Raw genomic sequence first — 21,248 nt, 5'->3', positions numbered from 1 at the left:
ATGACTATACGTAGCAAGTACGCAGAGGAAGGCAGTCCGGTGTCCGGTTCAGGAGTCGAGCTCACCCACCGCGCGATGGCGATGCTGAAGGCAGTGGCAGCAGGCCGTGCGCAGATGTCCTGCAGCTGCGAGCCCGACCTCTTCATCGACGGATTCGCCTGTTGCGATCAGATGACGGCACACGCGCTGGCGCACGGTGGCTACCTGCGTCCCGCCGTCGAGGCCGCCGCCGGGCGCGTCCCGGCCGAGCTGACCGAGGCCGGGCGCGCCGCGCTGGAGATCACCGCCGCCGCCTGAGCACCCGCGCGCGTGTCACGCAGTGTCGTGGACTCGCTCACTTGTTCGATTCCGATTCCCGCCGGGTCAAGACCAGGGCATCGCCGTCGGTGATGGCGACCGTGTGCTCGGAATGGGCCGTGCGGGAGCCGTCGGCCGAACGGATGGTCCAGCCGTCGGGGTCGAAGACGATCCGGTCGGTCGTGCGGGCGAACCAGGGCTCGAGCGCGAGCGTCAGGCCCGGCTTGAGCTTCATCCCGCGCCCGGCCGTGCCCGTGTTGGAGACGTGCAGGTCCTCGTGCATGGTCCGGCCGATGCCGTGCCCGCCGAACTGCGTGTTGACCGGGTAGTCGTAGTCACGGGCCACGGCCCCGATCGCCGCCGAAATGTCGCCCAGCCGGTTGCCGGCCAGGGCCGCCCCGATCGCCGCCTCCAGCGCTTCTTCGGTGGCGCGGATGATCCGCAGGTCCTCCTCGGCGGGGGTGCCGACGATGACCGTGCGCGCCGAGTCGGCCGCCCACCCGTCGATGGTGACCGCGAGGTCGGCGGTGAGCACGTCGCCGTCGCGCAGCACGTAGTCGTGCGGCAGGCCGTGCAGGACGGCGTCGTTGACCGACAGGCAGATGACGTTGCGGAACGGGCCCTCGCCGAACGACGGCGCGTAGTCCCAGTAGCACGACTCCGCCCCGCGGCGCTTGATCATGCCGCGCACGTGGTGCTCCAGGTCCATGAGGTTGACGCCCACGTCGGCGAGCTCGCCGACCTCCGTGAGCACCTCGGCGACGAAGCGCCCCGTCACGTGCATGCGCTCGATCTCCGCACGCGTCTTCAGTTCGATCACGAAACCCTCGCATCCCCCGTTGTCGGTATAGTTATACCGGAACCGTAGCACGGCTCCGGTATAGAAATACCAGGCGGGACCGGCTGTCCGCCGGAGCGCCCGGAAGGCCGTCCGACCTGGCAGGCTTGAGCCATGGCGGAACCCCCACCAGCGGCGGACGACGAAGCGACGGTCTTCCTCCCCAGCGACCTGCGCGGCGCCCACTGGCCGACCCGCGACCCCGACGTCTCCCGGCGGCCCTACGACGAGTTCGCCACCCAGATCGTCGCGCGGCCGCCCGCCTCGCCCGTCAGCGCCGGCCGCGGCGAGGGCGCCGGCTCGTCGCTGGCCCGCTCCAGCGGCCGGATGGCCGTCGCCTCGACCGTCAGCCGGATCACCGGGTTCGTCGCGAAGCTGCTGCTGGCCGCCGTCGTCGGGACCGGGATCGTCAACGACTCCTTCACCGTCGCGAACACCTTGCCCAACATCGTCTTCGAGCTGCTCTTCGGCGGCGTGCTCGCGAGCGTCGTCGTGCCGCTGCTCGTCCGCTCCCAGGACGACCCGGACGGCGGCCGCGCCTACACCCAGCGGCTCATCACGATGGCGCTGGTGCTGCTCACCGTCGGCACGGCCGTCGCGGTGGCGATCGCGCCGCTGTTCACCGCGCTCTACGTCGACAAATCGTCCGCGACGGCCAACTCGGGGCTCACCACCGCGCTGGCGTACCTGCTGCTGCCGCAGATCCTGTTCTACGGCCTCTTCGCGCTGCTTTCGGCGATCCTCAACGCGCAGAACGTCTTCGGCCCGCCGGCCTGGGCGCCGGTGCTGAACAACGTCGTCGTCACCGCCACGCTCGTCCTGTTCGCCGTCGTGCCGGGGGAGCTGACGCTCGACCCGGTCCGGATGGGCGACCCGAAGCTGCTGGTGCTCGGCCTCGGCACCACGCTCGGCATCGTCGTGCAGGCCGCGGTGCTGGTCCCGGCGTTACTGCGCACCGGGTTCCGGTTCCGCTGGCGCTGGGGCTTCGACCCGCGGATCAAGGAGTTCGGCGGGCTCGCCGCGTGGATCCTCGGCTACGTCGTGGTCAGCCACGTCGGGTTCGTCGTCACCACCCGTGTGCTGACCCATGGGACCAGCGGCGGCGTCACGGCCTACAGCTACGCGTCCCTGCTCTTCCAGCTCCCGTACGGCATTCTCGGCGTCTCGCTGCTGACCGCGCTGATGCCGCGGATGAGCCGCGCGGCCGCCGACGGCGACACGGCCTCGCTCGTCGGCGACCTTTCGCTCGCTTCCCGCATCTCGACGGTCTTGTTCGTGCCGATCTCCGCCGTGCTGGCGGTGGTCGGCACGCCGGTCGGCATCGCGATCTTCACCTGGGGCCGCGGCACCCTCGGCGACGCCGAGCGGCTCGGCCAGACCCTGGCCGTCTCCGCCGTCGGGCTGCTGCCCTTCGCGCTGGTCATGTTGCAGCTGCGGGTGTTCTACGCGATGAAGGACGCCCGCACGCCCACGCTGATCATGCTCGTGATGACCGCGGTGAAGATCCCGCTGCTGCTGCTCTGCCGCGGGCTGCTCGACGGCGAGCACATCGTCCTCGGCGTGATGCTCGTGAACGGCGCCGGGTTCGTCGTCGGCGCCGTCCTCGGCCAGGTCTGGCTCTGGGTCCGGCTCGGGCACCTGCGCAGCAAGCGATCCCTGCGGGTCGGGCTGATCACCCTCTCCGTCAGCGCCCTCGGCGTCGGGGCCGCGGTGCTCGCCGGCTACGCGGTGCCCGGTTCCCTCGGCGTGATCGCCGCCGCCTGGGTGAAACTGCCGGTCCAGACCTTGCTCGGGATGGCCGTCCCGTTCGGCTTGCTGGCGCTGCTGAGGCTCCCGGAGTTCACTCCGGTGACCCGGCGCGCGGGCGCTCTCCTGCGTCGCTTCGCCTCTCGTTGACGACTACGGCCGGGAGCGTGATCCGGATGTCTCGAAACGGTAACGAGACCGCTGCGATCAGCGCGTTTACTTTTGCCGCGCGGCTTTCTACGATCCATCCGGATCAGCGATGGGGCGGAGGTCGTGCATGACGCGCAGGGCGCGCAGGCGGCGGGACCGGGTCACGGTCGACGAACTGCTGCGAGAGGCCGGGGCGCGACCGCGGAAACCCGGTTCGCGCTCGGCCGAGGTGGCCGCCCGCCGTGATCCCGAAGCCGAGCCGCACGGCGCCGCGGGCCGGATCGCGCTGGCGTCGGCGGTGATCGTGGTGCTCGGCGGGCTCGTGCTCGCCCTGGCGACGCGCACCGAACCCGCCCCGGGGTCCCGGCAGTTCCCGCAGCTGCAGCCGGCCACCGGCGTCCCCACGGCGACCTCGACCGCGATCGCCGTGCCGACGCGGACGACGACACCGTCGCCGGTGGTCATGCACGCGCGCCAGACGCCGACCCCCACGCCGACGGTGACGGTCGACCTGCCGCCGTCACCCACGACGACCGTCACCCTCCCGACGTTCACCCCGGACTACCGGTGCTACCCCTACGGCTGCCGTCGCGACGGGACCCCGGTGCGCTGACGCCGCAGCAGCAGGTAGGTCCCGGCGGCGAGCACGAACCCGGCGGCGAACGTCAGGTCGCCGGTGCCGGGCACGGCTTTCGGGATCGGCGCGGTGTAGACCGCCTGGTTCGCGAACAGCCCGACGGAGACCACCAGCCCGACGAGGAACGCGGTGAAGCCGGCGACGTTGCGGTGGTGCCGGTCGGCGAGCAGCTCGCCGAACTCCGTGCCGCGGCGCAGGTGCTGGTCGGCCAGCAGCACGCCGAGCCACGGCCCGATCCAGTAGGCGATGACCAGCAGGAAGTTCTCGTACGCGTGCCCGGCGTCGGACAGCCCCAGCCACGCCAGCACGAACCCGACGACGCCGAACGCGAGCGCGACGGCGGCCCGGCGCCAGGCCAGCGGCAGGCGGATCCCGAGGGCGAGGAAGGCGAGCGCGCCGGAGTAGACGTTGAGGACGTTCGCGGCGACGGCGCCGAGCGTGATCGCCAGCAGCGTCGCGGCGGCGAGGAACCCGGGCAGGTGCCCGGTGAACGCCGTCGTGGGGTTGTCGTCGGCCGCGCCGGCGATGGTCGCCGAGGCGGCGCCGACGAGCATCAGGATCGTGGTCGAGAGGAACAGGCCGCCGCCGGCGTAGAGGCCGATCGCGCGCGGGGACGCGGTCTTCGGCAGGTAGCGCGTGTAGTCGGCGGCGTAGGGGTTCCAGCCGGCGGTGTAGCCGAACGCGGTGCCGACGGCCAGGAGGAACCCGCCCACGCTGCCGGAGTTGGTGGTGGCGCCCGCCTTCCCGAAGACGACGACGCTCGCGGCGGCGAACACGACGGCGAGGACGACGAAGACGTACTTCTCGTACGCCTGGACGAGGTTGTGCCCGAAGAACGCGATGACGATCTGCAGCGCGACGACGAGCACGAGGCAGGCGACGGTGGGGAGGCCGGTGAGGGCGGCGAGCGCGAAGGCCCCGCTGACGCTGTTGACGGCGAACCAGCCGACGCCGGCCATGACCGACATGAGCGCGGCGGGCACCAGGTTCCCGCGGTAGCCGAACGCGGCCCGCCCGAGCACCATCTGCGGCACGCCGTAACGCGGCCCGCGGGCACTCAGGACGCCGTGCGCGGCGGCGCCGAGCCCGTTGCCCACGACGGCGGCGAGCGCGGCCTGCGTGAAGGAGAGCCCGAACGCGGTGACGGCGAGGACGCCGACGAAGATCGTCGCGAACTCGAGGTTGGGGGAGGCCCACGTCCAGGCCAGCTGCCGTGGCCGTCCGTGGCGGTCGGAATCGGCGACGGGCTCGACCCCGCCGGGTTCGACGGCCACCAGCTTGGCGCCGTAGCCGGGCTCTTCGGGGTTCGTCATGCGAGGACGGTAGGTGACGAAGATTGCGGCGGTGTGACGGAAACCGTCCCGCTCACCGGAAACCCCGCGAAGACCCCCTCACCGGCCCCGATGCCGGTGAGAGGGCCTTCGACAGCCCCACTACGGGATCAGGGGTCAGCCGGCGTACCCGGCGACGATCTTCGTGAAGGCGTACTTGTCCTGAGAGATGCCGCTGCACTCGCCGCCACCGCTGCAGTCGCGGTTGGTGGCCCAGAACGTGAAGCGGGCCAGGTGGTGGCTCGTCGCGTAGCCGCGGATGGAGTTGAAGTTCGCGACCGTGACCGTCTCGCCCGCGTTGTCGGTCTTGCCGTTCATCGAGGAGAGGCCGCTGTGCCGGTAGGCGGTGTCGTCGTTCCAGCCGAACGTGGTCTTGAGCTGGTTCTTCAGCCCGTCGACCGCGGACTTCGTGTGCGCGGCCATGTCGCCGCCGCTGGAGAAGTCGAACGGCATGACCGACCAGACGTCGACCGGGGCGCCGATCGCCTTGGCCTGGTTGATCAGGCGCTTGCCCCACGAGTCGGGGCCGGTCGTGGTGGTGCCGATGGTGATGACGACCTTCAGGTTCGGGTTCTTCTGCTTGGTCAGCTTGACCGCGTTGAGGATGCGGTCCTGCACCGTGTTGTTCTGGAACTCGTCGGTGTTCTCGATGTCGAGGTCGATCGCCTTGAGACCGTAGGCGTCGATCACCTTCTGGTACGCGCCGGCCAGCGCCGAGGCCGACGTGCACTTCGAGCCCAGCTTGGTGCCGGACCAGCCGCCGAACGAGGGGATCACGTCCCCGCCCGCGTTGCGGATGTTCTGGATCATCGTCTTGTCCGAGCCGGTCAGCGAACGGCTGCCGTCCCACTTCGGGTTGCAGGTGCCGTCGGACAGGACGAACGCGAGGGTAAACGCTTTCACGCCGGTGGCGGACATCGCCGCGGTCGGGCTGGTCTGCCCGCCCCACTGGTACAGGTACGGCGATGCGAGCACCGGGTCGACCGCGGCCATGGCCTGCGGGGCGAGGCCGACCGCCGTCGCCATCGCGGCTCCGGCCGCGACCGCGAGGGTGACCAGACGGTGCAGGGATTTCGCCGATCCGGCCAAAAGCAGGCCGCCCCTCGCGCGACGAGTAACCGTCGCAACGAAGTGGTTCGGCCGTGACTGTGGTCGGATCGGCGATGAACGATGCAGCATGGGGGTCCTCCAAACGTGCTGGATGGAGCACCTCCGGTTTGAGGCGGCGGGATCATCCCGGGAGGAGCATTGCGTGCCACCACACAGTGGACTAGACCAATGTTGTATGTCAACCCTCCGAGGGTCGGAAATATGACTTACCGTGCGCGGACGGCTACATCTTCCGGGGCCGAGCCTCGGACCCCCGAAGATCCCCTGGTGAGCGGCGGCGATGTGAGATTCCCCTGAAGGCGGAGTGACAGCGCCCCGCATTCCGGCTACTTTGCCGAAATGGTGGGGGATTCGGTCGCCGCCGGCGGAGAACGCCGCCCGGGCCGGTTCCTGCCCGTCGTCGTGCTGAGCCGGTGTGCGCTGTGGCGGCTGCCGCGGCGTGGCCAGGCCCTCTACTTCGTCGCGATCGACGTCCTCGCCGTGGCCGCCACCGTGCTCGCGGCCCTGCGGTTTCCGCCGCTCGCCACGATGCTGGTGCCGTTCGCGCTGCTCGCGGGCGGGATGCTGGTGTCGGCCGAGCTCGCCCGGGCGGTGGAGCGCCACCGCGAAGACACCCTCCTCGGTCCCGGCGTCGACACCCCGTGGATCTTCGCCGGAGTACTGGTGCTCCGGCCGGGTCTCGCCGTCGCGCTGGTCGTGCTCTCCGCGCTGCACCAGTGGTTCCGGGTCCGCAGAAGACCCGTGTACCGGCAGGTGTTCGGCGCCGCCGCGACGGCGCTGGCCGGACTCGTCGCCGGGGCGTTCCTCACCGCGACCGGCGGCCGGCCGCTGGGCGAGGTCCTCGACGCCCGCACCGTCGTCCTGCTGACCGTCGCCGGTGTGGTGTTCCTGGCGGTGAACGCCGCGCTCGTGACCGCCGCCGACGGCCCTCGCCGCCCCCGTGAAGCTCTCCCGGGACACGCGTTCGACGCCGCGATGACGGCGTCCGCACTGCCGCTCGCCTGGGCCGTGGAGGCCGCGCCGCTGCTGGTCCCGCTGCTGGCCGGCGCCACCGTCGTGCTGCACCGCGGCGGGCTGGGCCGCGGCCGCCGCGACCACGTCACCCTCGACCCGGGTACCGGCGTGCTGACCGCGGCGTCGTGGCGCGGCGCCGCCGAAGCCGAGCTGAACCGCCTCGGCCGCCACGGCCCCGGGCAGGCCGTGCTGCTGCTCGACCTCGACCACTTCCGCCAACTCAATGACCGCTACGGCGCCCGCATCGGCGACGCCGTCCTGCGCGCGGTCGCCGACACCCTGCGCGACGAGGTCCGTGCCGCCGATCTCGTGGGCCGCTCCGGCGGCGAGGAGTTCGCGGTGCTGCTGCCGGGCACGGGCCGCTTCGACGCGATGGCGATCGCCGAGCGGATCCGGCTCCGCATCGCCTCGACACTGGTGGCGTTGAAGGCCTCGGGCGACGGGCCGCAGTTCGTCGGGGTGACGGTGTCGATCGGCGTCGCGGACTGCGTGGACGGGCTCCTGGCGGACGCGCTGCTGGCGGCGGAGGCGGCGGTGCTGCGCGCGAAGGCGGCGGGCCGCAACCGGACGATCTGCGTCGAACCCGGCTAGCGCGTCTTGCCCGCGACCCTCGGCCGGGCATCGGCGTCGAAGCCGAGCGTGGCGGCTTTCCCCGCGGCGGCCCACCGTTTTCGCTCCACCGGACGTCGGCTCGTCGCCGTTGTCCGACCGTTAGGCGGGCTGCCCGACCGGGAATACCGGTGGGCGTCTTGGTGGCAGGGAAGGCGGCGAGGGGCCGTCGGGGAATTCAGGGCGGGGGCACCGGGGAATTGTGCGAAAAGGTCCCGGTCGCGATCGCCGAGAAGATCTGCTCCTGAGCTTCAGGTGACCGTGATCGCGTTCAGCTTCTCCCGCAGGTAGTCCGCCGCGATCACTTCCGGGTACGTCGTGCGGCCCAGGGGAGGGGCCAGCGACGTGATCCGCGCGTCGTGGTCGGTCTCGTAGAAGAAGATCAGCGACACCAGGTCCTCGTCGGGTGCCGTGGGCGCCGGCGGGAGCACGCGGTGGCGCGTCGAGCGCCAGCGGTCGCCGGTCCAGCGGGCCATCAGGTCGCCGATGTTGACCGTGAACGCGTCCGGGTGGAACGGCGCGTCCTCCCATTCGCCGGCGTCGGTGTAGACCTGCAGGCCGCCGACGCCGGCCTGGCGGTCGAGCACCGTCACCGTGCCGAAGTCGGTGTGCGGGCCGATCCGGAACTGCTCCGGCTCCGGCGCGCCGACGTGGGTCATCGGCGGGTACCAGTTGATGTTGAACGTGTACGTCGGGTGCGCGGTGTGCCGCGTGAAGTGGCTCTCGGCCAGGCCGAGGGCCGCGGCGAAGATCTCCAGCAGGTGATCCGACAGCGCCCGCATGCGGCGCATGTACTCCGTGGCCACCTCGGCCAGCCCCGGCACCTCGTCCGGCCAGACGTTGGCCTGGAACCAGAACCCGTCGACCTCGGCGACGCCGACGCCCAGGTCGGCGCCCGCCGAGTACGACTCCTTGAGGTCCGGCGGGGTCTCGGTGCCTTCGGCGTAGCCGTTGGCCTCGACGCCCGGCGGCAGCCAGCCGCGGCCGCCGACGGTCACGGCGTAGCGCTGCTTGACGTCCTCGGGCAGCGCGAAGAACTCCCGTGCCAGCTCACGCGTCCGGCGGCGCAGGTCGTCGGCCACGCCGTGCCCGGTGACGAGCAGGAACCCGGACTCGCGCAGCGCGCGGTCGATCTGCCCGGCCACCTCGGCGCGGCCTTCGGAGGTACCCGCGAACCACGGCGAAAGGTCCACGAGCGGAACGGTTGACGGCATACCGGCTCCTCAGCAAGCACTGTCCTATCCGGACTTCTCGACCCCGATGTCCTCGAACCACAGGTCCGGGCGCGCGGCGATGAACTCGGTCATCAGCGCGGTGCACGCGGGGTCGTCGAGCAGGGTGATCTCCACGCCGAGCCCGGCCAGCCAGTCGTGCCCGCCGTGGAAGGTTTCGGCCTCGCCGATGACGACGCGCCCGATCCCGAACTGACGGACGAGCCCGGAGCAGTACCAGCACGGCGAAAGCGTGGTGACCATGATCGTGTCGCGGTAGTGGGGACGGCGCCCGGCGTTGCGGAACGCCGAGGTCTCGGCGTGCATCGAGGGGTCGTCGTCCTGCACGCGCCGGTTGTGCCCGCGGCCCAGGAGGGTGCCCGCGGTGTCGAACAGCGCGGCCCCGATGGGGACGCCGCCCTCGGCCTTGCCCAGCTCGGCTTCTTCACGGGCGACGGCGAGCAGGGCGCCAGGGTCGATCGGCATGCGCCACTCTTTCCGCCCGACGCGGTCCGTGGCAAGGGCCCGGCCACGTCCGAGGTGCATCGAGGACCGGAACTGTCCTCGATGTCTGGCACACTGCGTGCCATGTACGGGACATCGGAACGCCTGCTCAGGCTGCTCTCGCTGCTGCAGGCGCGGCGCGACTGGCCGGGCGCCGACCTCGCGTCGCGGCTCGAAGTCGACGTCCGCACGATCCGCCGTGACGTCGAGCGGCTGCGCTCCCTCGGCTACCCGGTGCACGCGACGCCGGGGGTGACCGGTGGCTACCGGCTCGGCGCGGGCGCCGCGCTCCCGCCGCTGCTGCTGGACGACGACGAGGCCGTCGCGGTCGCGGTCGGCCTGCGCACGGCGGCGAGCGGCACGGTCAGCGGCATCGAGGAGACGTCGGTGCGCGCGCTCACGAAGCTGGAGCAGGTGCTGCCGGCCCGGCTGCGCCCGAGGGTCGGTGCCCTGCACGCGGCGACGGTCTCGCTGCCCGGCGGCGGCCCGACGGTCGACGCTTCGGTGCTGACGGCGATCGCGTCGGCCTGCCGCGACCACGAGCGGCTGCGCTTCGGCTACGGCGACCGCGCGGGCACGGAGACGGAACGGTCGGTCGAGCCGCTGCGCCTGGTCCACACCGGGCGCCGGTGGTACCTGGTGGCGTTCGACCTGGACCGCGACGGCTGGCGCACGTTCCGCGTGGACCGCATCACGGGCGTCCCGGCGCCGAGCTTCCGGTTCACGCCGCGCGAACCCCCGGCCGAGGACCTGGCGGTGTACGTGTCGCGTCAGATCTCGACGGCGCCGTACCCGCACCAGTTGGTGCTGCGGGTGGCGGTCCCGGCGGCGGTGCTGGCCCAGCGGATCCCGCCGACGAGCGGCTCGGTGGAGCCGATCGACGAGCACAGCTGCCGGGTGCGGACCGGGGCGAACACCCTGGACACGGTGCCGTACTACCTGGCCCAGTGGGGGTACGACTTCGTGGTGGAGGAGGCGCCGCCGGGGCTGGTGGAGCGGCTGCGGGAGGTGGCGGAGCGCTTCGCCCGCGCGGTCGGTTAAGGCGCTTCGACGCGGAGGCGATCACTTTCGCCTTCGGTGAGGAACGACGCGAGTCCGCTTCCTTCCTCGGTCACCGCCGAGCGTTCGGGCTTGGTCAACCGTCGCAGCGGCCGCACCACCACCGCCTCGGCTTCCACCGTCCAGGTCGCCGAAACCCGGCCGTCCACCAGCACCACCCGGTCACCCGCGACCGACACGCCCCGGTGGGCGTCGTCGATGACGCGGGTCCGGTCGTCGTAGCCGAGGATCGCGTTGTCGAACGCCGGCAGGAACCGCACCGGCGCGGGAGTGTCCGCGTCCGGGCGCGGCGCGTCCGGCAGGTCGAGCAGCTCGCGGCCGCGCTCGTCGCGGAAGACCACCAGTTCCTCGCGGACCGCCTTCACCGCCGCCGGCAGCCCGGCCAGGCCGGACCACGCGCGCAGGTCCGCCGTCGCCGCCGGGCCGAACGCGGCCAGGTACCGGCGCACCAGCGCCCGCCCGACCCCGTCGTCCGGGTCGAGTGGATCGGCCTCCCGGCCCAGCCACGACGCCAGCGGCACGTTCCGCACCCCGCCCTTGGCGCGCCACAGCCCCCGGGGAGGCAGCTGCACCACCGGGATCAGCGCGGCGATCAGCATCTCGCCGAGCGGCCGGTGGTCGCACGACGGCCACTTGTCCGCGACCGCCCGGGCCAGCTCGCCCATCGAGCGGGGCTCGCCGTCGGCCAGGACCGCCCGGCCCGCCGCCGCGAGCTCGTCGAGGTCGACCCCCTCGAGCTCGCGGCGGTAGGTGCCGAGGACGCGCTGGCGCAGCATGGCGTCGAAGCGGGCCCGCCACGCCAGGACGTCCTCGGCGGTGAGCAGGTGGACGGTCCGGCGCATCAGGTGCGTCCGCACCACGCGCCGCCCGGTGAGCAGGTCCGACAACGCCGCCGGGTCGAACGCGCGCAGCCGCGACCACAGCCCGGTGAACGGTTCCTGCGGCTCCTGCGCCTGCAGGCCGCCGAGGTGCGCGACGGCGTCGTGCACTGGCAGCTCGGCGCGGTCGAGCAGCAGCTGCCGGGCGAGCGTCGCGCGGTTGAGCGACCGCGCGTCCAGCACCGTCACGTCGCCTTCTGACCGTCGAGCGTCTCGCGGAGGAGATCGGCGTGCCCGGCGTGCTGAGCGGTCTCGGCGATGATGTGGATGATGGCCCGCCGCGCGCTCCACACCGTCCCCGGCCGGTTCCACGGCGCGTCCGGCAGCGGGTGCGTCGCGGAGAGGTCGACCTTCGCGACGACCTCTTCGGTGCGCTTCGCGACGTCTTCGTAGCGCGCGAGCACGCCCGCCAGGGTCTCGCCGGGCTGCATGGAGAACTCGTTCTGGTGGTCGATCGCCCACCGCGGGTACTCGCGGGCGGTCCCGGCCGCCATGTCCGCCCAGGTCACGCCGTCGGGCAGGTCGAAGCGCATGGCCGACGGGCCGTCGACGGCGAAGCGCTGCCAGTTCTCTTCCATGGACGCGACGTGCTTGACGAGGCCGCCGAGGCACAGCGCGCTGACGGTCGGCCGCGCGCCGGCCTGCTCGTCGGTGAGACCGTTCGTGGTGGCGATGAGGGCGGCCCGGGTGACCGCCAGCTCGGCGATGAGGTCGTCGCGTTCGGTTTCGTGGGTCATGCGACCAGCGTGTCAGAAGTAGCGGACAGGATGTGTCCGCTACTTCCGGCAAGATCGGGTACATGCCGAAGACTTCCGCGCGCCTGCTCGCCCTGCTCTCGCTCCTGCAGGCGCGCCGCGACTGGCCGGGTGCGCTGCTGGCCGAGCGTCTGGAGGTCAGCGCGCGGACGGTCCGCCGCGACGTCGACCGACTGCGCGAGCTCGGCTACCCGATCGCGACGGCCAAGGGCCCCGACGGCGGCTACCGGCTCGGCGCGGGCGCGGACCTGCCGCCGCTGCTGTTCGACGACGAGCAGGCGGTCGCGCTGGCGGTGGCGCTGCGGACGGTCACCGGCGGCGGGATCGAGGAAGCGGCGGCGCGGGCGTTGACCACGGTCCGGCAGGTGATGCCGTCCCGGCTGCGCCACCGCGTCGACGCCCTGCACGTCACGGCCGTCTCCCGACCGGGGCCGCCGGTGGATCCGTCGGCGCTGGCGACGCTGAGCGCGGCGGTGCATGCCCGCGAGGTACTGCGGTTCGACTACCTGGACTCGCCGCGCCGCGCGGAGCCCCACCACCTGGTGACCCGCGGCGGCCGCTGGTACCTGGTGGCGTGGGACCTCGACCGCGCGGACTGGCGCACGTTCCGCGTCGACCGGCTGACCCCCCGGATCCCGACCGGCCCGCGGTTCATCCCCCGGGAGGTACCCGGCGGAGACGTGGCGGCGTTCGTGGCGGACCGGTTCTCGGGCAAGGACGAGTGCCGCGGCGAAGTGATCTTGGACCTGCCGGCGAGCGTCGTGTCGACGTACGCGGGCGACGGCGTGGTGGAGGAGCTGGGGCCGTCCCGCTGCCGCTTGGTGCTGGGGGCGTGGTCGTGGGTGGGCCTGGCGGCATCGATCGGCCGGTTCGACGCGGAGATCGAGGTCGTCGGACCGGCGGAGCTGCGGGACGCCTTCGCCCGGCTGGCCCGCCGCTATGCTGCCGCGGCCGGAGGGTGAAATCCGCGGACCGCCGGCCGGCTCGGGGATCCGTCCCCGGAAACCGCAGGTTAGCGCCCGCTTACAATGGTGGCGACCGGAGCCGGCCATCCCGGGCGGTGCGGTCTGGGAGGATCACCGGATGACGATGTCGCTGTCGGCCGAACTGTGGCCGGATGTGCAGCCCGAGACCGCTCGCCGGTTGATGCTGGCCGGCGTCGAGGCCTTCGCCAAGCGGGGTTACCACGCCACCACCACCCGGGACATCGCCGGAGCCGCCGGGATGAGCCCGGCCGCGCTCTACGTGCACTTCCCGTCCAAGGCCGCGCTGCTGTTCGCCATCAGCCGGTACGGCCACGAGCAGACGCTGGCCCTGGTCGAGAACGTCGTCGCGAAGGAGTCCGATCCCGTCGAACGGATCCGGCTGATCGTCGAGGACTTCGTCGCCTGGCACGCGCGCCGCCACACCGTCGCCCGGGTCGTGCAGTACGAACTGCAGGCCCTGCCCGAGAAGGAATTCGAGGTGGTCGCCGAGCTCCGGCGCCGCATCGAGCGAATCGTGCGCGACGTGATCACCGCGGGCGCCGAGAGCGGCGTCTTCACCGTCTCCGACGCGCACATCTCGGCCCGCGCGGTGCTGTCGCTGGGCGTCGACGTGGCCCGCTGGTACACGGAGCGCGCCCGCCAGACGCCGACCGCGCTCGGCAAGGAGTACGGCGGTCTCGTGCTCCGGATGCTGGGCGCTTCCCAGCCTGAGACGCCGGTCACAGACTGAGCGGTCGCTTTGGCGGCGGATGTTCAGTGGGTGGCATCCAGGTTGCGAAGGCGGCCGAGTACTGCCCATAGGAACCCCACAGTCGTACTTTCGGGCAACCCCGCGCTCTGCCGGCCTCCGGGAGCAACGTGATTCAGTTTCCGGCGTCTTCGGAGACAAAGCTTCAACAAAGCTGCGAGAGGGGCGCCGCGATGGAATTCACCGCGAAGAAGACCATCAAAACGGTCATGGTTGCCGGGGCATTCGCCACCACCGCTCTGCTTTCCGCGTGCAGCGGGAACAATGTCGCGGGCACCGGTTCTCCGGCGAAAAACGAGGCGGCGGCCGTGGAGCAGGTGCCGGAAGGCGGCGGCCAGGGGGCGGCCACCGGAGGTTCCGGCACCGCGCCGAACGGCGACGTCAACTGCAGCCAGTACGGCGGCCAGGTCGGCGCATCGGGACGGCCGAAGATGGACCTGATCGCGGTGGCCGCCACCGACGGCACCACGCCGGGCTGCACCGAGGCGTTCACCGTGATCACCGAGTACTACCGGAAGCTGCCGCAAGCCGAAGGCCCGGGCGAGCGGGTCCTCGACGTCGAGGGGAAGTGGACCTGCGCCCGTCAGGCGGGGTCCGCGGGCAGCCAGGGTGCGGTGGTCTGTGGCGTGCCCGACAGCTCCCTGCAGCTGGAGACCAGGCCCTCGACCGGCGCCGGCAAGACCCCTGTCCGGCAGGTCCGCCTGTTCCCGAACACCACCCAGGCAGTGCAGTTCACCGGGTACGACGCCGGGGTGCGGATGGTCCGCTTCCAGCTGGTCACCCGCCAGGACGGCGGTCCGGACAACAGCCACTACGTGCCGCTCGACGGCAAGACCTACCGGCTTCCGCTGCAGGAGGGCGGCAAGGTGCTCAGCGCGGCCACCCTGTGCCCCGGCGAATCGGTCACCATCGACGGCCAGGGTTACGGCAACGGGCCGTGCGGCCAGGACCAGTTGCTCCAGAAGCTGAAGGACGGCAATTCGACGCTCGCGCAGATCAGCGTGAACGGTGACGACCGGATCGCCACGGTCAAGGAGATCTACACCCCCTGATTCCGGGGAAACCGAAAACCGGCAGCCGGGAATCCGTCCGGCTGCCGGTTTTCGGGCCGGCGGAAGGTGGGACCGGCAGGGGAGCCCGTGCGCCGCGTCCACCGCGCCGGGAACGTCGACGAGTCCCGGCGAGGCAGTCACCGGTGTGACCGGTTCGTGTCCGAAATGTTCTTCCCCGCCCTCGCCTGCCGGTTATAGTCGCTGGCCAGGGCCCCGGAGTGCCGGGCCCTTCCTTGGGGGAAGGAAACGACGTCGGATGAGCGGGTTCGTCACCGCGGCTTTGGCTTTTCCCGCCGTGCTCTTCAGCTTCCTGCTGATCGTCGTGATCGGCTACTGGGGGCTGGCCCTGCTCGGCGTCCTCGACATCGAAGACGGTGACATCGGGTTCTTCGGCGGGGTTCCGCTGCCCATCTCGCTGTCGCTGCTCGTCGCCTTCAGCTGGTTCCTCAGTCTCGTCGGGACCGTTCTCATCGACGGCCTCGGCACACCCCTGCGAGTCGGGCTGGGGGTGGCGGTTCTGCTGGCCGCTCTCGTGCTCGGGGCGCTCGGGACCCGGCTGGTCGTCGTGCCGTTGCGGCGCGTCTTCGCCGGGGTCGTGCCGAGCCGGCAGGACTTCGTCGGCCGGGTCGCCGTGGTGCGGACCTCGACCGTCACCGAGGACTTCGGGCAGGCCGAAGTGGCCGCCGCCGATGGGGCGTCGGCGATCATCTCCGTCCGGCTCGCCGGGGAAGGCAACCTCGGGCTGGGCAGCCGCGTGGTCATCTACGACTACGACAGCGCGGGTGAGTTCTTCTGGGTCAGCCCCCTGGAACTCGAAGCAGAAAAGGACTGACGCATGGATGCCATCGGCCTGGGTGCCGGCGTGTTGATCGCCGTCGTGGTGCTGATCCTTCTGGTGCTGTTGTTCGTCGTGAGCCGGCTGTTCCGGAAGGTGCCGCAGGGCAAGGCGCTGATCATCTCCAAGGTGCGCAAGGTCGACGTCACCTTCACCGGCGCCGTCGTGCTGCCCGTGCTGCACAAGTCCGAGGTCATGGACATCTCGGTGAAGACGATCGACATCGAGCGCACCGGCCGGGAAGGCCTGATCTGCCGGGACAACATCCGCGCCGACATCCGGATTTCGTTCTTCGTGCGGGTCAACAAGACGGCCGAGGACGTGGTGAAGGTCGCGCAGGCGATCGGCACCGAACGCGCGAGCGACCAGGGAACCCTGCAGGAGCTGTTCAGCGCGAAGTTCTCCGAGGCGTTGAAGACCGTCGGCAAGCAGCTCGACTTCGTCGACCTCTACACCAAGCGCAACGAGTTCCGCGACCAGATCATCCGCGTCATCGGCACCGACCTGAACGGGTACAGCCTCGAGGACGCGGCGATCGACTACCTCGAGCAGACGCCGATGACGTCGCTCGACTCGGCGAACATCCTGGACGCGCAGGGTATCCGCAAGATCACCGAGCTGACGGCGATCGAGCACGTGCGCACCAACGAGTTCCGCCGCCACGAAGAGAAAGAAATCACGCGCCAGAACGTGGACGCCCGCGAGGCGATCCTCGAGCTGGAGCGGCGCCAGGCCGACGCGGAGATCAAGCAGCGCCGCGAAGTCGAGACCATGCGGGCGCGCGAAGAAGCGGAAACCCTCAAGGTGCAGGCCGAGGAACGGCTCAAGTCGCAGGCCGCGCAGCTGCGCACCGACGAGCAGCTCGGCATCCAGCAGCAGAACCAGCAGCGGGAAATCGAGGTCGCCGGCAAGAACCGCGAACGCGTCATCGCCATCGAGTCCGAGCGGATCGAAAAGGACCGCCTGCTCGAAGTGATCGGCCGCGAGCGCGAGACCGAGCTTTCCCGGATCTCGAAGGACAAGGAACTCGAAACGGAGAAGCGGTCGATCGCCGAGGTGATCCGCGAACGGATCGCCGTCGAGAAGACCGTCGCGGAGCAGGAAGAGAACATCAAGAAGCTGCGCGTGGTCGAAGAGGCCCAGCGCACCCGCGAGGCCATCGTGATCCGCGCCGAAGCCGAAGCGCAGGAGAACCTGGTCAAGGGCATCAAGGCCGCCGAGGCGTCGGAGCAGGCCGCCAAGCACAAGGCGCGCGAGGAGCTGACCCTCGCCGAGGCGCGCCAGCAGGCCGCCGAGCTGGAGACGCGGGCCAAGATCCGGCTCGCCGAAGGCATCCAGGCCGAAGAGGCCGCCGCGGGTCTCGCCGCCGCGCAGGTCCGGGAGCGTGACGCGGTCGCGCTGGAGAAGGTCGGCCGCGCCGAGGCGATCGTCGAACGCGAGAAGGCGACCGTGGTCGCCGAGGCACTGCGCGACAAGCTGAAGGGCGAGGCCGAGGGGCTCACCGAGAAGGCCGCCGCCTTGGCTGCCCTCGACAGCGCGAGCCGCGAGCACGAGGAGTACCGGCTGCGGCTGGAAGCGGAGAAGGAGATCCGGCTGGCCGCGCTCGACGTGCAGCGTGACGTCGCCGAAGCGCAGGCGACGGTGCTCAGCGTCGGGCTGGAGAAGGCCGACATCGACATCGTCGGCGGCGAGACCATGTTCTTCGACCGGATCGTCGGCTCGATCGGCCTCGGCAAGAGCGTCGACGGCTTCGTGCAGCACTCCGACGTCGTCCAGTCGCTCGCGCGGCCCTACCTCGACGGGTCGGCCAGCTTCACCGACGACCTCGCCAAGCTGATCGGCGCGGTGAGCACCGAAGACGTGAAGAACCTGACGCTGTCGGCTTTCCTGGCGAAGCAGCTGCAGGCCGGCGGGCCGGACAGCGACAAGCTCCGTGAGCTGATGACCACGGCGCAGCAGCTCGGCCTCGCCGAGACGTCGGTCGCCACCGTCGTCGCCGCGAAGCAGTGACGGCGGCCGAAACGGAGCTGGACGCGGGCACGTATGACGTGCTCCGCGTCCGGCTGGCCGCCCAGGCCGCCGAGCTGGCGAAACGCGCGGACGAGCTCAACGCGCGGCGGCTCGAGGTCTTCGGCAGCGCGCAGCTCGCGCTGGTCGGCACCGAACGCATCCGCACCGCCAACAACTGCGTGCCCCGGGACATCGTCGCGGTCGACGGCCGGATGTTGTTCGGCTACAACGTCTTCATCGGACTGAAGCCCGAGACGGCGATCGACGACGTGTTCTCGTTGCAGCGCTTCAGCCATGACGAGAGCGCGTTCCGGTTCGACGACGTGAGCGCGCAGGACCTGCCCGAGCTGCTGCGGGACGAGCAGTTCGGGCGGGACTTCGGCGAGCTGTACCGGTACTACCGCCAGGCGAAGCTGCTGCAGCTGCGTCGGCTGGACGGGAAGCTGCTCGCGGTGTTCCAGATCGGCCCGCGCACCGAAGACATCCGGGTGCTGCGGTGGGGCATCGCGCCCGACGGCGCGGTGTCCTACCTGGACAACCGCGGTGAGCGCGACCACGTCTTCCCACCGTCGCACGACTTCGAGTGGGTCGAGACCACGCGCGAGGACCACGTCCTCGGCCGGCACCCGCACATCTCGATCGAGGACGAGGTGTTCGTCGAAACCGTCGGCGGCAACCTGACGGTCAAGGTCGAGAACAACACCGAGACCGGCGCCGGCGTCTACGCCGAGCCGGTCGACGAGCCGTTGCAGAGCCTCGCCGACGCCGAGGTGTCCTACGCCCGGATCGGTCCGCTGATCCTGCTGCGCATGCTGCCGTACAAGGAAACCACCTACCGCTACCTGGTCTTCAACACGCGCACCCAGGACGTCGTGCGGCTCGACGGCATCGGGCAGGCGTGCCAGCGGCTCCCCGAGGAACACGGCATCATCTTCCCCGGCGGCTACTACCTCGACACCGGCGTCAGCAAGACGTTCGACACCACTGTGGACGGTCTCGAGTTCGAGCGCGTGATCCGCTCGCCCAACGGCGAGGACGTGCTGTACGTCTTCCACGCGCGGGCCGAGGGCCGCTCGCTCCTCCTGCCGTACAACGTGATCCGCAAGGAGGTCGCCAACCCGATCCCGTGCCACGGGTACTCGCTGTTCGACGACGGCACGATGATCCTGTTCCGCGCGCTGTCCGACGAACCGAGCCGCGTGCACCCGATGCAGGTGTGGCGGACGCCGTTCCAGTCGGACACCTACGCCGCGTCGCAGCCGGCCGGCACCGGGCCGCTGGAGCGGGTCGGGAACGCCGACCTCGTCCGCGGGATCTCGGACTGCCTGTCGATCACCAGGATGATCGGGGACATGGCGCCCTCGGCGGCGGTGTTCGAGGCGCTGATCACCGCGTGCGCCCGGGTCTTCGACCACTACCACTGGCTCGGCGAGACCGAGCTGGGTGACCTGCGCTCGCCGCTGTCCGACGTCCGCGTCACCGCCGAGCAGGTGCTGGACGAGTTCGAGACGGTCACCTCGCTGACCGCGCAGGCGGCCGAGGCCGTCGACACCGCGGCGGCCGAGACCGCGTCGCTCGTGCGGCGGGTGCGGGGTGAGGCGCTCAACGCGGCGGACGCGTGGGTGCGGCGCCTGGCCGAGATGCACCGGGCGCGCGGGCGCCTGGTCACCGTGCGGGAGCTGCGGTACGCCGACACCGCCCGCGTGGACGAGCTGATCGCCGGGCTGGACGCGGAGTTCTCCGAGGCCGCGCAGCGGGCCGTTCGGTTCCTGCAGGGCGAGGAGGCGTTCACCGGCTACCACGCCGAAGTCGACGGGCTCATCGCGGCGGCGGGCGCGATCAAGACCGTCGCCGAGGCCGTCCCGGTCGCCGAACAGCTCGACGAGCAGTCCGCCGGCCTGGAGGTGCTCACCGACGTCGTGGGCGGGCTGGACATCGCCGACGCCGTCGTCCGGACGAAGATCCTGGAGCGCGTCGGCGAGGTGATCGGCGCGGTCAACCGGGCCAGGGCCACGCTCGACGCGCGCCGCAAGGAACTCCTGGAGACCGAGGGCCGGGCGGAGTTCGCGGCCGAGTTCGCGCTGCTCGCACAGGCCATCACGGGCGGGCTCGCGGTCGCGGACACCCCGGAGCGCTGCGACGAGCAGCTGGGCCGGCTGCTGCTGCAGCTGGAGAACCTCGAATCGCGGTTCGGGGAGTTCGACGACTTCCTGACTTCGCTCGGGGAAAAGCGCACCGACGTCTACGAGGCGTTCTCCTCGCGCAAGCAGGCACTGCTCGACGAGCGGGCGCGGCGGGCGGACCGGCTGGTCGAATCGGCCGGGCGCATCCTCGGCAGCGTGACGCGCCGGGTCGGTTCGCTCGGCTCGGTCGACGAGATCAACACCTACTTCGCGGCCGATCCGATGGTCTCGAAGCTGCGCAGCGTCGTCGAAGACCTGCGTGCGCTCGGCGACCAGGTCCGCGCCGAAGAGCTCGAAGGCCGCGTGAAGGCCGCCCGCCAGGAGGCCGGCCGGGCCCTGCGCGACCGGCTGGACCTCTATGGCGAGGGCGGCGAGACGATCCGCCTCGGCCGCCACACCTTCGCCGTCAACACCCAGGACATCGACCTGACACTGGTGCCGCACGAAGGCACGATGAAGTTCGCGATCACCGGCACCGACTACCGGGCGCCGGTGCGGGACTCCTCCTTCGAGGCGACCCGGCCGTACTGGGACCAGCTGCTGGTCTCGGAGTCGCCGGAGGTCTACCGGGCCGAGTACCTCGCGACGTCGATCCTCGCCGAACGACCGGCGGCCGAGCTGGTCGAAGCCGACCTCCTGGAAGTCGTGCGGAGCGTGGCGGGGGAGCGGTACGACGAGGGCTACGCGCGCGGGGTGCACGACCACGACGCCGCCGCGATCCTGGCGGCCCTGCTGCGCCTGCGGTCCGCCGCCGGCCTGTTGCGCTACCCGCCCGCGGCCCGTGCGGCCGCTCAGCTGTTCTGGGCCTTCGGCGCCGACGAACGGGCCAAGGGCGCGTGGACGACACGGGCCGCGTCGCTCGCGCGGGTGCGGGAGGCGTTCGGCCCCACCCGGGCGATCGACGAGCTGGCGCGGGAACTCGGGGACGCCATCACGGCGTTCACCGACGGGCTCGCGCTCGACGCCGAGTTCGCCGGGGAGTACCTGGTCGAGGAGCTCGCGATCGCCCCGGCCGGGTTCGTCACCAGCGGTGGCGCGCGGGCGGTGCTGGACAAGTTCCGGCTCGACCGGCGCAGCTTCGCCGAAGACCTGGGTTCGCTCGACGACCTGGCGGACCGGTACCAGCTCGCCGACGCGTGGCTGCGGTCCTTTGTGGACTCGGTCGGGCTGCCGGCCGACGAGCTGCCCGAGGCCGTCGCGATCGAGCTGTGCGACCTCCCGCGGTACGACTCGTCGGCGACGCTGACGACCACTGTGGACGGTCTGCTCGGCGCGCACCCGCGGCTCACCGGGCG

At 71.4% G+C, this 21,248-nt stretch carries 18 protein-coding genes; 11 read left to right on the top strand and 7 right to left on the bottom strand.

The window, feature by feature from the left end:
• Positions 1 to 39: 39 nt before the first annotated feature.
• Positions 40 to 297, top strand: coding sequence for a hypothetical protein (locus ABZ342_RS43385; RefSeq protein ID WP_155542567.1), 258 nt, complete (start codon positions 40 to 42; stop codon positions 295 to 297).
• Between the two features lie 37 nt (positions 298 to 334).
• Here ABZ342_RS43385 and map read toward each other — a convergent pair whose 3' ends face one another.
• Positions 335 to 1,117, bottom strand: a complete 783-nt coding sequence (gene map / locus ABZ342_RS43380; RefSeq protein ID WP_360486298.1) for a type I methionyl aminopeptidase — start codon at positions 1,115 to 1,117, stop codon at positions 335 to 337.
• 132 nt (positions 1,118 to 1,249) lie between these two features.
• On the opposite strand from map, the gene murJ reads away from it, so the two are divergent.
• The gene (murJ, locus tag ABZ342_RS43375; protein ID WP_360486295.1) at positions 1,250 to 3,031 is read left to right on the top strand and encodes a murein biosynthesis integral membrane protein MurJ; all 1,782 of its coding nucleotides are present in this window, start codon (positions 1,250 to 1,252) and stop codon (positions 3,029 to 3,031) included.
• A gap of 127 nt (positions 3,032 to 3,158) precedes the next feature.
• Positions 3,159 to 3,644 (top strand): hypothetical protein, encoded by a 486-nt coding sequence (locus ABZ342_RS43370; protein WP_360486292.1) that lies wholly within the window; start codon positions 3,159 to 3,161, stop codon positions 3,642 to 3,644.
• On the opposite strand, the gene ABZ342_RS43365 is transcribed toward ABZ342_RS43370, so the two are convergent.
• Together ABZ342_RS43365 and ABZ342_RS43360 are read right to left on the bottom strand one after the other, a co-directional pair.
• The gene (locus ABZ342_RS43365) at positions 3,608 to 4,981 is read right to left on the bottom strand and encodes a cytosine permease (protein WP_360486289.1); all 1,374 of its coding nucleotides are present in this window, start codon (positions 4,979 to 4,981) and stop codon (positions 3,608 to 3,610) included. The genes ABZ342_RS43370 and ABZ342_RS43365 overlap by 37 nt on opposite strands.
• Before the next feature lie 135 nt (positions 4,982 to 5,116).
• Complete coding sequence (locus ABZ342_RS43360; RefSeq protein WP_230862431.1) at positions 5,117 to 6,025, bottom strand: chitinase; 909 nt, start codon at positions 6,023 to 6,025, stop codon at positions 5,117 to 5,119.
• Between the two features lie 423 nt (positions 6,026 to 6,448).
• Here ABZ342_RS43360 and ABZ342_RS43355 point away from each other — a divergent pair, with 423 nt between their 5' ends.
• Positions 6,449 to 7,714, top strand: a complete 1,266-nt coding sequence (locus ABZ342_RS43355; RefSeq protein ID WP_360486286.1) for a GGDEF domain-containing protein — start codon at positions 6,449 to 6,451, stop codon at positions 7,712 to 7,714.
• A 269-nt stretch (positions 7,715 to 7,983) separates the two neighbouring features.
• Here the strand turns inward: ABZ342_RS43355 and ABZ342_RS43350 are convergent, their stop codons facing one another.
• Both ABZ342_RS43350 and ABZ342_RS43345 read right to left on the bottom strand, forming a co-directional pair.
• On the bottom strand, positions 7,984 to 8,946 hold the full coding sequence (locus tag ABZ342_RS43350) for a 2-oxoglutarate and iron-dependent oxygenase domain-containing protein (protein ID WP_360486283.1): 963 nt from the start codon (positions 8,944 to 8,946) through the stop codon (positions 7,984 to 7,986).
• A 24-nt stretch (positions 8,947 to 8,970) separates the two neighbouring features.
• Positions 8,971 to 9,429 carry a nucleoside deaminase gene (locus ABZ342_RS43345; protein WP_155542574.1) on the bottom strand — a complete coding sequence of 153 codons (459 nt, stop codon included), beginning with the start codon at positions 9,427 to 9,429 and terminating at the stop codon, positions 8,971 to 8,973.
• A gap of 102 nt (positions 9,430 to 9,531) precedes the next feature.
• Between ABZ342_RS43345 and ABZ342_RS43340 the strand changes: the two genes are divergently transcribed.
• Positions 9,532 to 10,488 carry a YafY family protein gene (locus tag ABZ342_RS43340; protein WP_360486279.1) on the top strand — a complete coding sequence of 319 codons (957 nt, stop codon included), beginning with the start codon at positions 9,532 to 9,534 and terminating at the stop codon, positions 10,486 to 10,488.
• Here ABZ342_RS43340 and ABZ342_RS43335 read toward each other — a convergent pair.
• Positions 10,485 to 11,573 (bottom strand): winged helix DNA-binding domain-containing protein, encoded by a 1,089-nt coding sequence (locus ABZ342_RS43335; RefSeq protein WP_360486276.1) that lies wholly within the window; start codon positions 11,571 to 11,573, stop codon positions 10,485 to 10,487. The two genes, ABZ342_RS43340 and ABZ342_RS43335, sit on opposite strands and share 4 nt — an antisense overlap.
• Entirely contained in the window at positions 11,570 to 12,121 is a 552-nt protein-coding gene (locus tag ABZ342_RS43330) for a DinB family protein (protein ID WP_360486273.1), read from the bottom strand. Before ABZ342_RS43330 ends, ABZ342_RS43335 begins: the two co-directional genes overlap by 4 nt.
• Positions 12,122 to 12,183: 62 nt before the next feature.
• On the opposite strand from ABZ342_RS43330, the gene ABZ342_RS43325 reads away from it, so the two are divergent.
• The 6 genes from ABZ342_RS43325 to ABZ342_RS43300 form a co-directional block, all read left to right on the top strand.
• Positions 12,184 to 13,101, top strand: a complete 918-nt coding sequence (locus tag ABZ342_RS43325; RefSeq protein WP_360486270.1) for a WYL domain-containing protein — start codon at positions 12,184 to 12,186, stop codon at positions 13,099 to 13,101.
• Positions 13,102 to 13,222: 121 nt separating this feature from the next.
• The gene (locus tag ABZ342_RS43320) at positions 13,223 to 13,855 is read left to right on the top strand and encodes a TetR/AcrR family transcriptional regulator (RefSeq protein ID WP_360486267.1); all 633 of its coding nucleotides are present in this window, start codon (positions 13,223 to 13,225) and stop codon (positions 13,853 to 13,855) included.
• Between the two features lie 191 nt (positions 13,856 to 14,046).
• Positions 14,047 to 14,925, top strand: a complete 879-nt coding sequence (locus ABZ342_RS43315; RefSeq protein WP_360486264.1) for a hypothetical protein — start codon at positions 14,047 to 14,049, stop codon at positions 14,923 to 14,925.
• 256 nt (positions 14,926 to 15,181) lie between these two features.
• Positions 15,182 to 15,757, top strand: coding sequence for a hypothetical protein (locus ABZ342_RS43310; RefSeq protein ID WP_360486261.1), 576 nt, complete (start codon positions 15,182 to 15,184; stop codon positions 15,755 to 15,757).
• Positions 15,758 to 15,760: 3 nt separating this feature from the next.
• Complete coding sequence (locus tag ABZ342_RS43305; protein WP_155542588.1) at positions 15,761 to 17,770, top strand: SPFH domain-containing protein; 2,010 nt, start codon at positions 15,761 to 15,763, stop codon at positions 17,768 to 17,770.
• Positions 17,767 to 21,248 (top strand): DNA repair ATPase (locus ABZ342_RS43300; RefSeq protein WP_360486258.1); only part of this gene is annotated, 3,482 nt, incomplete at its 3' end. The genes ABZ342_RS43305 and ABZ342_RS43300, both read left to right, overlap by 4 nt.

Source organism: Amycolatopsis sp. NPDC005961 (genome assembly GCF_040629235.1).
In the GTDB taxonomy this organism is placed as follows: Bacteria; Actinomycetota; Actinomycetes; order Mycobacteriales; family Pseudonocardiaceae; genus Amycolatopsis; species Amycolatopsis camponoti.
Note: the sequence above shows the minus strand (reverse complement) of the source record. Positions and strands in the feature narration are given on the sequence as shown.

What these genes read in the sequence shown, in the direction of transcription:
- murJ (WP_360486295.1), top strand. Translation starts at nt 1,250, where the DNA reads ATGGCGGAACCCCCACCAGCGGCGGACGACGAAGCGACGGTCTTCCTC.
- ABZ342_RS43370 (WP_360486292.1), top strand. Translation starts at nt 3,159, where the DNA reads ATGACGCGCAGGGCGCGCAGGCGGCGGGACCGGGTCACGGTCGACGAA.
- ABZ342_RS43365 (WP_360486289.1), bottom strand. Translation starts at nt 4,981, where the DNA reads ATGACGAACCCCGAAGAGCCCGGCTACGGCGCCAAGCTGGTGGCCGTC.
- ABZ342_RS43360 (WP_230862431.1), bottom strand. Translation starts at nt 6,025, where the DNA reads ATGGCGACGGCGGTCGGCCTCGCCCCGCAGGCCATGGCCGCGGTCGAC.
- ABZ342_RS43355 (WP_360486286.1), top strand. Translation starts at nt 6,449, where the DNA reads ATGGTGGGGGATTCGGTCGCCGCCGGCGGAGAACGCCGCCCGGGCCGG.
- ABZ342_RS43350 (WP_360486283.1), bottom strand. Translation starts at nt 8,946, where the DNA reads ATGCCGTCAACCGTTCCGCTCGTGGACCTTTCGCCGTGGTTCGCGGGT.
- ABZ342_RS43345 (WP_155542574.1), bottom strand. Translation starts at nt 9,429, where the DNA reads ATGCCGATCGACCCTGGCGCCCTGCTCGCCGTCGCCCGTGAAGAAGCC.
- ABZ342_RS43340 (WP_360486279.1), top strand. Translation starts at nt 9,532, where the DNA reads ATGTACGGGACATCGGAACGCCTGCTCAGGCTGCTCTCGCTGCTGCAG.
- ABZ342_RS43330 (WP_360486273.1), bottom strand. Translation starts at nt 12,121, where the DNA reads ATGACCCACGAAACCGAACGCGACGACCTCATCGCCGAGCTGGCGGTC.
- ABZ342_RS43325 (WP_360486270.1), top strand. Translation starts at nt 12,184, where the DNA reads ATGCCGAAGACTTCCGCGCGCCTGCTCGCCCTGCTCTCGCTCCTGCAG.
- ABZ342_RS43320 (WP_360486267.1), top strand. Translation starts at nt 13,223, where the DNA reads ATGACGATGTCGCTGTCGGCCGAACTGTGGCCGGATGTGCAGCCCGAG.
- ABZ342_RS43315 (WP_360486264.1), top strand. Translation starts at nt 14,047, where the DNA reads ATGGAATTCACCGCGAAGAAGACCATCAAAACGGTCATGGTTGCCGGG.
- ABZ342_RS43310 (WP_360486261.1), top strand. Translation starts at nt 15,182, where the DNA reads ATGAGCGGGTTCGTCACCGCGGCTTTGGCTTTTCCCGCCGTGCTCTTC.
- ABZ342_RS43305 (WP_155542588.1), top strand. Translation starts at nt 15,761, where the DNA reads ATGGATGCCATCGGCCTGGGTGCCGGCGTGTTGATCGCCGTCGTGGTG.